Annotated in this window: 6 protein-coding genes; 2 read left to right on the forward strand and 4 right to left on the reverse strand. The window is 53.0% G+C overall.

Features of this window, described 5'->3' with window-relative positions:
• Window positions 1–21: 21 nt before the first annotated feature.
• The 4 genes from iolG to ACPUC7_RS21260 all read right to left on the reverse strand — a co-directional run bounded on the left by iolG (window position 22) and on the right by ACPUC7_RS21260 (window position 9,603).
• A complete protein-coding gene (iolG, locus tag ACPUC7_RS21245; protein ID WP_494924410.1) occupies window positions 22–1,032 on the reverse strand; it encodes a bifunctional inositol 2-dehydrogenase/D-chiro-inositol 1-dehydrogenase in 1,011 nt (336 codons plus the stop codon).
• 10 nt (window positions 1,033–1,042) lie between these two features.
• A complete protein-coding gene (locus ACPUC7_RS21250; RefSeq protein ID WP_494924411.1) occupies window positions 1,043–1,864 on the reverse strand; it encodes a TIM barrel protein in 822 nt (273 codons plus the stop codon).
• Window positions 1,865–1,979: 115 nt separating this feature from the next.
• Window positions 1,980–3,425 carry a sugar porter family MFS transporter gene (locus ACPUC7_RS21255; RefSeq protein WP_494924412.1) on the reverse strand — a complete coding sequence of 482 codons (1,446 nt, stop codon included), beginning with the start codon at window positions 3,423–3,425 and terminating at the stop codon, window positions 1,980–1,982.
• 268 nt (window positions 3,426–3,693) lie between these two features.
• The gene (locus ACPUC7_RS21260) at window positions 3,694–9,603 is read right to left on the reverse strand and encodes an autotransporter outer membrane beta-barrel domain-containing protein (RefSeq protein WP_494924413.1); all 5,910 of its coding nucleotides are present in this window, start codon (window positions 9,601–9,603) and stop codon (window positions 3,694–3,696) included.
• 509 nt (window positions 9,604–10,112) lie between these two features.
• On the opposite strand from ACPUC7_RS21260, the gene ACPUC7_RS21265 reads away from it, so the two are divergent.
• Together ACPUC7_RS21265 and ACPUC7_RS21270 are read left to right on the forward strand one after the other, a co-directional pair.
• Entirely contained in the window at window positions 10,113–11,456 is a 1,344-nt protein-coding gene (locus ACPUC7_RS21265; RefSeq protein WP_494924414.1) for an MFS transporter, read from the forward strand.
• 147 nt (window positions 11,457–11,603) lie between these two features.
• Window positions 11,604–12,761: an alpha-hydroxy acid oxidase gene (locus ACPUC7_RS21270; RefSeq protein ID WP_494924415.1), complete on the forward strand. Its 1,158-nt coding sequence runs from the start codon at window positions 11,604–11,606 to the stop codon at window positions 12,759–12,761.
• The last annotated feature ends 8 nt before the right edge of the window (window positions 12,762–12,769 follow it).

Raw genomic sequence — 12,769 nt, forward strand, 5'->3', positions numbered from 1 at the left:
TCCATGCGCACCGTTTTGCAATCACTGATAAAACGCCGGCTTCGCTGGCATATTGATCGCCTCAATCACGCCCGAATTCTGGGCAGCGACGCATGCATCGGCGGCAACTGCCGCAGCATAGCCGTCCCACGCTGAAGGACCGGTCATTTCGCCTGACAGCACGTTATTGATGAAATCCTGCAATTCAACGTCATACGCATCGATAAAGCGCTTCTTCCAATCAGTCAAAATGCGGGTTGAAAGTTTCGCCGCGCTGCGCGTTTGCACTGACATCGGTTCAGGTAAATTAGCGATGCCGGTTTCACCAACAACCTGGCACTGAATATCGTAGCCGTAGGCGCAGTTAACGAAGATTTCCACATCAATGCGCACGCCTTTGGCGGTTTCCAGCAGCACAATTTGCGGATCTTTTAGATGTGACGATGCTTTGCGCGTTTTGCGTGGATAAATCACCTGCGCGCTAACATAATCGTCTTGCAGCAGCCAGCGCAGCACATCCAATTCATGGATCAGCGTATCGGTGATAGCCATATCGGTGGTGTACGAATCACCCACTTCTGGGTTGCGATGCGCGCAATGCAGCATCAGCGGCTCGCCGATCTCACCGTTATCAATCACTGCTTTCAACGCACGATAACCACTGTCGTACGGACGCATAAAGCCAACCTGTACCAACTTTTTACCAGCGGCGATTTCGGCTTGCACAATGTTCATGCAGCCTTGCGCGGTTACCGCCAGCGGCTTCTCGCAGAATACCGCTTTACCGGCGTTGATGGCCGCCAGCACGAACTCTTCGTGCGTCGGTCCCCATGAAGTCACCAGAATAGCCTGCACTTCTGGCGCATTGATCAGGTCTTGCGCGTTGTCGTAGATCTCGGCCTGAATGCCAAGATCGTTGATGATCTGCTCGCAGTTAGCGCGGTTGATATCATTCAGCGCCACTACACGAGAATGTTGCAGCACTTTGCTGCAACGACGAATGTGTTCGCGGCCGATCGCGCCCGTGCCAATTACACCGATATTGAGCGTCATGGAGTGTTCCTTAGTTGTTCAGGTAAGCAATGCTGGATTGGATTTCACGGACGATGTCATCTGCGCTCCATGCATCCATCACGGAAGAAAACGGTTCAAAGGCATAAATACCGCGATAGCCCATCTCTTCTAAACGCTGTACTTGCTGCTTCGATCGCAGCAGATCGTCGGAGCTAAGCATGACGCGTTCTTCGTCAGTTAATTGCGCGGTTGGACGCGTATCGGTTACGCCGGATAAGTGCACCAGGCCGATGTTTTGCACATCCACGCCGCCAGCGAAATCCTGTTCCGCGCCTTCGTATAAATGGTGGTGAAAGGTATCCAGCACGATTTTGAACGGTGCACCCGCTTGTTGAATCAGCTGCTGCGCCAGTGCTGCCGAGCGTAACGAGCTTTTCGGGAAGCCAAGCGGCTCCACCAGCCCCAAGATGCCGTATTCGCCAAACAGCGGAGCCAGGGTTTTTAGTGCGGCTATCGTTTGCTGATTGGAAATAACCGTGCCGTCGTTTAGTGGGCAAAGCACTAATGCTTTAGCGCCGGTTGCACGTGCGTCTTGTAATAGCCCGCGCGTCTTTTCCAACACCTCATCGGTTAATTGATTAAAAGGATACACTGCATTAATGGTTTCAATGGTGAACGCGTGTTGCGCGGCTAAATGGCGCACGTCTTCACCGGTTAAATTATCGGTTACGCGGCCACTTTTCATATCGTTGCGTATTTCGACTTTATTTAACCCCAACTTTTCAACCAGTTTAAAAAATTGTTCAATGCTGAGATTCGGGGCAATCTTACGATTAACGCAAAGACGATCATGGCTTATTTTATACGTCATGGTGCTATCCTGAAATATAGGGTTAAGGATGTTCTGTTTTGTTGTGACGCGTGAATATGGCGTGATAGTAAGCTATCTTTTTTGCTTGCTCTGCCGGAACCTTGAGTGATTTACATCAGGGTTTGCCGTTATACAGTTCAAAGAAATAATGCTCGACCTGCTCGAGGCTGCGGCCTTTAGTTTCCGGGATAGTGCGCAGGACAAACATCGATCCACCGATACCGATCACCGCGAAAGTTAAGAACGCGCCAGCTAAACCAAATGCCGCCAGCAACAGCGGAAATGCCATGGAAATGGCGAAGTTTGCCATCCACAACGCAAACACCGCGCCGCCCATGCAAATGCCACGCATCCTCGCCGGGAATATTTCAGATAACAGCAGCCACGTAACCGGCGATAACGCGCCTTGCTGGAAGCACAAGAACATCAACATGCCCGCCAACACCAGATAGGCGCGCACTAAGTTCACTTCGCCAGCCTGGTGATATTCCGGCATGAAAAAGCACACCGCCGCGATGAAGAACAAACAGGCGGTGCAGCCCATTTGACCGACCAATACCAGTGGGCGGCGGCCAATTTTGCCAATCATCCAAATCCCGACTAACGTCATCAACACCGAAATCACGCCGTTAGCGATAGTGGCACACAGCGCGGCATCGTTGCTCAACCCTGTAGCGGTCAGCATGGTGGGCGCGTAATACATGATGGTATTAACGCCGGTTAACTGCTGAATGGCGGCAATACCAATGCCGAGCAGAAATACTTTACGCAGCCACGGCGTGCGCAAATCGCGCAGGCGACCTTTGCCTTTTTGCCGGTTCTCTTCGATGGTTTCTTCAATCTCTTCCAGTTCCCAATCGACGTCATCCGCCGCACGGGTTTTCTCCAGCACTTTGCGCGCGTCCTGGGTATTGCCACGCATCACGTGCCAGCGTGGACTTTCCGGCATAAAGATCATGCCAAACCACAGCAACACTGCGGGCACGGTGGAAATGGCGATCATCCAGCGCCAGGTATGTTCGCCGCCCCAAATTTCATTGAAGGTAGCATTGGAAACGTAAGCCAGTAATTGCCCTGAAACGATCATCAACTCTTGTAGCGTCACCAATTGGCCGCGTTTGTTGGCAGGCGCGATTTCCGCGATATACACCGGCACGGTGGCGGCGGCTCCGCCCACCGCGATGCCGAGGAATAAACGCGAGGCAATCATCGTAATCACATCAGGAGCGAAAGCGGAACCCATAGCGCCCAGCGCAAAGATAAATGCCAGCGAAATAATGATCTTGCGACGTCCCATCGCGTCGGCAAAATGTCCGGCGAGCAACGCTCCAAAGGCAGCGCCGAACAGTAAGGAACTGGTGACTAATCCGGTGGTAAACGGCGTGAGTTGAAGGTCGCCGCGCATAAACAGCAATGCACCGGAAACTACGCCGGTATCGTAACCAAACAGTAATCCACCGAGCGTGGCGACCAGCGCAATAATTTTAACGAAGGGTTCGGTACGCGTGGTGCTATTCGGCCCCGACGCGGTGTTGGTGGATATATAAAGTTCTCTTTCCATAATACCTCCTGGTATAAAACGCTTAAGGAAATACGGCAGAACAAAACAGAAGGTTCACGCTAACGGTGTTTTTATTTCATGTTAATTATTAATTGAAATTTGTTTTTCGAATTGTGAGATCAAGCCGTTTAGTGTTTTTGTTTTGATGGAATTACATCAGGAATGGATTTATTAGAAATGGATTATTGCGAAGCGCGGGGTTGTTAAATTACAAGTAATATAAGGTCGCCATTAATGGCGACCCTACGGTGAATCTGAGATGGGTTAATTAAAACATCCAGCGCACTCCGGCGTTATAGCGCCAACCTTTGGTGCCATTGCCGTCAATTTCCTGGCGATAATCCGCTTCAGCGTACAGCGAGACATCGCTTTTCAAGGTTGCGGTGCCACCAATGCCAACATCCCACATTTGCCCGAATTTACCGCTATCGAAGCTCACGCTATCCGACGAGCCATTGGCGCTGGCACGCGTAGTGGCTGAACCGCCCCAACCGCGCGTATAGCTGGTACGCAGATACGGCGTATATTGCTGACCGGCCTGATCCTGCCAGGTGCGATCCAGGCGAGCACCGACGCGACCAATGGTTTGATTGTAATCGCCCCACGTCACGCGCGTGTTATCGCGATCGACCACATCATCCATATTCAGTTGTAGGTACATCAACTGCGCCTGCGGTTCGAGGCGAATACCGTTGGCAAACTGCCACGGATAGCCACTCTCTACCGACGCCCCCCAACCATTGCCTTTCAGATGCCCGACCTCTTTCTGGCGCGCAATATCGGTATCACCGCGATGCCAATCAAACGACAGCGCACCATCGACGTAGAAACCGCTGTCGCGCAGCCAGGTGGCGTAGAGCGAGAAGGTATCGTTATCGAAACTGGTTGAGCTGTAACCCTCTACCGCTTGCGGACGAATGCGCGCATTACCGCGTGTGTAGGCAACGCCCGCACGCAGGCTGTCGGCTTCGCCTTGCAGATGCAGCAGATTGCCGCCGAGCTGTACCGCACTGTAATCGAGGTCAAAGTCATAACCGTATTGGCTTTGCTCGCGATTGGTTTTGTACTTGAGGTTTGAACCGAGGTAGCGAATAAACATCTCACCGCTGCCGTTGCTGTCATCCGCGCGCAGTTCACCCAGACGCTTATGCAGATCGTCCATCACCGCCATGTTGTAGTAGGCCAAACCGACCGGCGCGGAGATATACGACGGCATCTGCGGCGTCACTTTCGGCCGTTCAAGGTTGCCCGCCGCATCGGTGACAAAATTGTTCGCCAGACGATAATCCCATGCCGAGCCGCTTTGCGTGCCGTAGATGCCATATTGCCACGGACCGCTGGCCACATAGCCGTTGCTCAACGCGAAGCTGTCGGCGCTGGCCGTTCCTGTCACTTGCGCCAGCGCAATGCCTTGATCTGGCGTGATGATTGCCGCGCTGCCAGCCAATGGCGTGACGTCCAGCAGCGTGGTGCCACTGGTATTGCCATTGACTTGTAGACGATCGCTGCTGCCGCCGGCGACGATCTGCGTGTTGAGTTTTACGTGGCCGCCAGTGGAATTTAAATCACCGTCAACCGTGAGCGTGTTGCCTGGCGCGCCGCTGCCGTTAGTGAGATCCAACGTACCGGCATTATTCACCACCAGCGAACCGTCGCTGGCACCGCTGAGCAACGGATTTACGCCATCGCCGACAAACAGCGTTGATCCGCTATCAATATTGATGGTGCTGTGCGCCAACTTGAGGTTATCGGTTAACGTCCATTGTGTGTTGTAGAAGTTGATGGTGCTCCAGCCACCGCCGAGGTTAGTACCTTTGCTGAGATCATCCGCTGCCAGCGAACCGCCACGCGCGTTGATCTCGTTAAAACTCAGGGTGCTGCCAGCGCCATTCTCGGTAGTGATATGGCGCGTATTCGCCAGGCTCACGTTTTCGACCAGCGCCTGATTATTACCGGTACCCATCGTCAAGCTACCGTTAATGGTGCCGCCAGAGAGTAGCAGCGTGTCGTTACCGTTGCCGGTATTGACGTCGCCCAGCACATTACCGGACAGCAAGGCGAACTGATCGTTACTCGCGCCGCCTGCCACAATTACCGTTTCCGGGAAAGGCGCGCTGATATTGCCCTGGTTGATAAACACCGTTTGCCCGCCGCGCAAATCAATGATTGGCGATTGGGTGCTGAGCGAAATAATGCTGCCCTCGTTGATCACTTCGCTGGCGGTACTGGTGACAATCGCCGACCCGCCGGTCATGCCATCCTGGTTGTACACCGCTAAGGTGCCTTGGTTGATGACGCGTCCGGTGGTGTTGGCGCGCACGCCGGTGCTATTCGGGCCGGTAATGAAGAAATAATAATTCGGTCCGATCAGCAAATCATTGCTGGTGGTGGAACCATCCTCGTTTTCGAACAGATAGCCAGTACCTTCTGAGACGCCAATGTAGGCGCTGCCGTTGGGATCAAAAGAGGTGGCTGAACGAATCGCGTTGCCGCCGTTGATATCCAGACGTACGCGTTGCAGTGAAATGTTGCTGATTTCGGCGCGGTTGTTGATCACGTTGCCGTGGTAAGCACTTAATACGGCGTGGTCGGCGGAGAATCCACTCGCTCCGTTATACAGCAATACCGCGTCGGCATTGCCACTGGCAAAGATGGTGCTTGAGTAGCTGTTGTAGTTATCACCTTGCCCATCGCCCACAATATTCAATACGCCGCCCTGGCCCACGCGCATCGCAGCGATGCCGCTATCGACCTGCAATTGGCCGCTCATCTGCGTGTATTGGCCGTAGCCATTGCTGACATCCACACCCACGCCGTTGGCGACATGGATATTGCCGCGGTTAACCAGATTGCCGCCGTAATAGAGTCGCGCACCGATGTTATTGCTGCCCGTAAGGTCAATGCTGCTGGAATTCTGGATGCTTGCGCCATTGCCGCTGCTCAATGCCGTGACGTTGTCACCTAAACCGGTTATCGGTGCAGTCACATAAAGCACCGCGCCGCCGCTATCAGTAGCCGCACCGACGCTGTTGGCACCGCTCAAGGTAATAGCATTATTGACAATGCCGTAAGCGCCATCGCTCGCACGCACCGCAATCGCGCCGTTGCCGGTCACATTGTATTGATCGGTGCCAAACAGCGTGGTGCCCACGCCAGTGGCATCGATACCGGTGGTGTTCGCCCCGCTTAAGGTGATATTGGCCGGTTGCAGGGGAAAGAAAATGGTGCCCGCGCCTAAACGATATAAGGTTGATCCTTCAGTGCTAACATCCGTCTGGCCGCCGTTGCTGACAATGTTCGAGCTGGCATCGGTGGAGAGATAGCCAACCTGATTGGCATCATGGAAAACCACCTTGCTGTTTTCGCCCAGATTCAGTCCGGCACCGCTCAACAGTTCCACCGCAACGGCGTTGGTGCCGTAAAGATTGATGGTGCCGTTTTGATTGATCTGCACACGATCGCCAATCGCCAAAATACCGTCGGTGGGGGCGTAATCTGGCGCATTGCCTGCGGTGACATTCAGCGTGCCACTGTTGTTGATAGTCGCAGGCGTAATGCCGTCGCCGCTGAAATTGAAGCCTTGTGCGTACAGCGCGCTGCTGCCATTAGTGACGCTAATCGTGCCGCTGTTGGTGACATTCGCGCCCCAAATCGATTGAATACCAAAGGCATTTTCGCCGCCTAGCGTAATGTTGCCGGTATTCACCAACTGCGCCTGATTTTGTGCCACCAAGCCGATTTGCCCGCCAAAGTCGCTGTTGATATCGGCGTGGTTCGTCAAGCTGGTATTACTGTAAGGGAAAGCAATGCCATTGGTGATATAGCCAGTAAGATCATGCTTATTGCCATCAACTAACGCCGCCGTCGCACCAGAACCGGTAAAGTTGAGTTGCGTCGCCGCATCAATGGTGCCCTGCGCGCCACCTTCGACGACAACGCCAGTGGAATAGCCGCCAATATTCAGGGTCGCGCCATTCGTGTTGATGTCGGTGCCTGCGCCGCTGCCCATCACGCCAGTTGAGAAAGAAGCATTCGGCGCCAGCGTCATGCTGCTGCCATCAAAATCAGCGCCATCCTGCATACGGAAAATGGTCGAGTACCAACCGGACACACCGTAGTTGCCATTGCTGGGCAGATTGATTTTGGCATCCGGGCCGATGGTCAGAAAGTTGATCTGATATTGCCCGCTACCCGAATTTGGCACTGCGCTCTGCGCCACGTTGACGGTGGCATTGCCTTCTGCGCGAATGCCGATTGCCGCGTCACCGTTAAGATTGATTGGCCCGCTGAGTTCCGCCGACGCCGCGCCGCCATCAACACCGTTAACCCACACGGCGGTGTTGCGCGTGCCGTTGAAGTTGTCGGCGATGCCATTAACGTTAATCGCGCCGCTTGACCACGCATGCGCGCTGTTGCCTGCGCTGGCAGTGACTTTCAGGCCGGTGCTGTTATCGCCATTAAGATTGATGATGCCAGCGTTGCCAACATTGCCGCCGCTGCCGGAGTCGATCACCTGCATGGCGATATTTTCCGCCGGTTTAAACTGCGCGCGACCATTGACGTCAATTACTCCGTTGTTCAGCGTGGTGGCATCCGGCGCGCTGGCCACGCGCATGGCGCTGGCATTTTGCGTTAACGATCCAATCACGATATGGCCGTTGTTGACCACGCTGGAATCGAACAGCTGCGAAATGGCGCTGGTGCCGCCGCTTTGATTAATCGCCACGTCGTTGGTGGCATCGGTCGGGTTGTTTTGCGGCGTGCGCCCGATGTAAATCGTGCCATTGTTAGTGAAACTCGACGTGGTGCCACCTAACACCACGCCCGAACTGCTGCCGCTGCCAATGGTTTCAGCGACACCCAAATTGAGCGTACCGTTATTAACCGCACTGCCATCCTGCACGCTGATCGCGCTGGAGTTATCGGAGAATGCGTGGTTGAGCACGCCATTGTTGGTGAAGCGGCTGTTGTGCACATCCACCGTGGCGGCGTTATAACCCAATGTGCTGCTATCAATGCCGCTGCCGTCGGCATTATTGAAGAACCCGCCATTGATCACGCCGTTATTGATGCCGGTGCTGCCGTTGGTTAACACCAGCGCATCGTTGTCGGTGGTGCGCGTTCCGGTGCTGGATAATTTGCCATTGATGGTGGCGATGGCACCGTTATCGGCACGCATGGCGCCACCGCTGGCATTTTCCACTTCCAGCGTTTTACCCGCATTGATCGTCGCGCTGGCTTGCGATCCATCAGCGCTCAGTACGATGCGATCACCTACCGGCAGCAGCACTTCATCATCAGGATCGCGCAAGCTCAGTGCCCAGACTACGCTGCCGGTAGTGAAGCTGAAGGCTTTGCCGAATTCGCTGTTATAGCTGGCAGGATCGAGATTGGCGCTCTGCAATTGGCCGATTAGCCAATCATTGTATTGTTGCAATTGGCTGAGATTGGTGACGTTAAATTGGCTGACGTTGCCATCTTTGGTGGTGACGCTAAAAGCGCCGCTATAAGAGACTAACTGGTCATCACTGAACGCCCACCGCGCGCCGTTGGGTGCCTGAATGGCGGTAAAATCGATGCGATTATCCCCATCCCAATTCATGTTGCCGCTGCCAATGGCAGTAAACAGTCGGCTTTGCTTGGCGGCCATTTCCCAGCCATTTTCTGTGGTGGATGCGCCTGCCGTACCGAGCTGAACATTAATCGTGCCGTTGCTCACCGACGCTACGCGAGCATTAATATATTGTTGATCACTAACATCTTCATAATCCGTCACGGCTTGATTAAGACTAATTGGTGCCAGATTACTTAATGCCGCAGTATCGTAAGTTGAATAATGGCTATAAAGCCCATTCGCCACATCAGAAATTAAAACATCATAATTTTGTGTGCCCAATGAAAGCCGTTCTCTACCGGTTAAGCTGTCGGTAAAAATACGCCCTTCATCTTGTAACTGACCTATTGTGGTTGCTACCGCTCCGCTTTTACCCGGTTCGAATTGTGGTAAACCGGTTAAAGATTGCGTGCTGCCATTACATACGCAAAATACACCGACTTTGTTGTCGTTCTTTTCCGGGGTAAAAGGTTGAATAACGGCGGCCCAGCTGGGTAATGCTGGATACATCAAGCCCTGCGCGGCCAATAGACTGATCACAAGCGGTTTTAGTTTGAACGACATCCTTTCCTCCAGAGAGAAAATAGTTTTTTTCCGCATGGCGAAGCGCCGCCAGGCATGACGTTTTAGAAAAGTGAGTGTGAAGATCAGGAAATACATGACGTGCTGTGTTGAGATATCACAACACTTCGTAAAGAAAACGTCTAGATGGGGTAAAAGAATTAAGCGTTGATTAAGTCAAATTAAGAATTAACCCTTGCGATACAACATTAAATAAAATATCGGCAAGCCGATGAAGTATCTTTAAATCAAGGAAATAGAAAAATAAGTAGTGCCATAGTTAATTGTAATGTTGCTTGCTGCTTAATTCGGGATTGGTTAATTAGCGCCATCTATTATTGATATTTTTATTTAAAGGTCACCATGAATGGCGACCCTACATGAATATTAAATCGGTAATCAATCCTGGGTTTTCGCGCCAGCGTAATCGCATCCATTCTGTGATCATTTTCGCAACAACGGCTTAAACATCCTTGTATGGTAGTCTAACAATTATTCTACAGGGATTCGCAATGGCTTCCTCCACCATGACCCAGACGTCAGTCACCGAGAAAGATAACACTTCACTGATTAAACGCGTGGCGAGTGCTTCTGCTATCGGCACCGCAGCAGAGTATTACGACTTCTTTGCCTACGGCACCGCGGCGGTGCTGTTTTTCGGTCATCTGTTCTTTCCCAGCCACGATCCGTTGATCAGCACCCTCGCCGCCTTTGCTACCTATGCTGTTGGCTTCCTAGCGCGCCCAATTGGCGGCATCGTGTTTGGCCATATCGGCGACAAAGTGGGACGCAAAAAAGCCTTGGTAGCGACCATTTTGATTGTTGGACTCGGTACTTTCTGCATTGGCCTGCTGCCGACTTACGAAAAAATCGGTATTTGGGCGCCGATTTTGCTGATTCTGATTCGTCTGCTGCAAGGCTTTGGCGTCGGCGGTGAACAGGCGGGCGCGGTATTGATGACCGCGGAATATTCGCAAGCATCACGGCGCGGTTTTTTCGCCAGTTGGGTGCAGATTGGCGCGCCCGTCGGCTTTCTGCTGCCGCTGGCGCTGTTTGCGGTATTGAATGCCACACTTTCAACCGATCAAATGATGGCTTGGGGCTGGCGCGTGCCGTTTCTGTTAAGCGCAGTGCTGGTGATTGTTGGCTTATTCATCCGCTTACGCATTGATGAGTCGCCGGTGTTTGCCGCAATTCGCGAAACCAAAGCGGCTGAATCGCGTCCACTTAAAGAGGTGATTCGTGGCAATCCACGCCTGGTGATTAACGGTGTCGCCGCGAAACTGATTGAAGCCTGTGCTTTCGCACTGTTTACGGTGATTATTCTGGCGTGGGGCAAAGCCAACAATCTCGATGCCGGCATTTTGATGAACAGCATGATTGTCGCGGTGATCCTCGAAGTGTTTTCCATTCCGCTGATGGGCGCGTTGTCCGACAGAATTGGCCGCAAACCGGTGTACATGATGGGCGCGCTGTTGATTGTGCTCGCCATTGTGCCGTTCTTCCTCGCCTTGCAGCAAAACAGCTATTGGCTAACGCAAATCGCCATGATTGTGGCGTTAACGCTTGGCCACAGCATGTGTTATGCGCCGCAAGCGTCGTGGTTCCCGGAGCTGTTTCCTACGCATATTCGTTGCAGCGGCATTGCGGTTATCTGGCAGGTCGGTTCGCTGATTGGCAGTGGCGTGCTGGGTTTGGTGGCGGTGAAAATCCTGCAAATGACCGACGGACATTGGTACGGTTTGGCGCTGTATGTCGCGGTGTTGGGCGTCATTTCGGTTATTGGCTTGCTGCGACTGCCAGAAACCGCGCCACGTCGCCGCAATGGCGAATACCACGAATGGCAGCAACATTGATTTTTTAACCAGAGCGGCAATCCGCCGCTCTTATGCATTTAACGTATTAGCATTGCCGATTTATGGATTTGCGAATTGAAGCCAATGCAATAGCATGATTTTCATCATTTTCTCCTGCACTTCCCGCCGAATCGGATCGCCATCATCATGCGCAACATGCAGTCGCGTTGTCTCTCATTGAATGACTTCGAAAAATACGCCCGAAACCACTTGCCGCATCCGCTGTTCGCTTATGTTTCTGGAGGCGTCGAAGACAATATTGCACTGCGCAACACGCTGGCATCTTATGCGCGTTACAGCTTGATTCCTGAAAATATGGTGGATGTGTCACAGCGCGATATTGAAGTTGAGCTGTTTGGACATCGTTATGCCGCGCCTGTTGGCATCGCACCGATGGGGATCTCCGCTTTAACTGGTTTTGATGGCGACAATATCCTGGCGGGTGCAGCGCGAGATAAAAATGTGCCGTTTATCATGAGCGGATCGTCATTGACGCGACTGGAAGATGTCGCTCAGGTCAATCCCAACATGTGGTTTCAAGCCTATTTGCCGAAGACTTTGGCAGAGATTGATGCGTTGATTGATCGCGTCATACGTGCGGCGATTCCGGTGCTGGTGATTACGGTGGATACGCCGGTCAAAGCCAATCGCGAGAATAATCAGCGTGCTGGATTTGCCACGCCGTTTCGTCCCAGCTTACGTTTGGCATGGCAAGGCGTCACCCATCCACGCTGGTTAACCGGCACCCTGCTGCGAACGCTGCTTAAAAGCGGCATGCCCTATTTTGAGAACAACAATGCGCAGCGCGGTGCACCGCTATTTTCGAAAAATGCAGTACGCGATTTCAGCGGTCGCAGCCATCTCACCTGGCAACATATCGAGCATATTCGCGCGCGCTGGACCGGCGCGATGGTGATTAAAGGCATTCTCAGCCGCAACGATGCGCTGCGCTGTAAAGCCATCGGTATTGACGGCATTGTGGTGTCTAATCATGGCGGTCGCCAACTCGACACGGTGATTCCGCCGATTTATGTGCTGCCGGAAATCGTCGAGGCTGCGGGCGATATGACGGTGATGTTTGATAGCGGCATTCGACGTGGCACCGATGCGATCAAAGCCATTGCCTTGGGTGCGCAAGCCTGTTTTGTCGGGCGGCCGTTTAATTATGCCTGCGCGGTCGGCGGTGCGGCGGGCGTGAATCTGGGGATTGATTTGATAAACAGTGAAGTGAGCCGGGATTTAGGCATGTTAGGTGCGCCATCGCTGGCGCATTTGGGTGAGAAACATCTGCGGCTAATTGCGTGACAATGTCA

The sequence above is a fragment of the Pantoea sp. CFCC18179 genome (genome assembly GCF_059412405.1).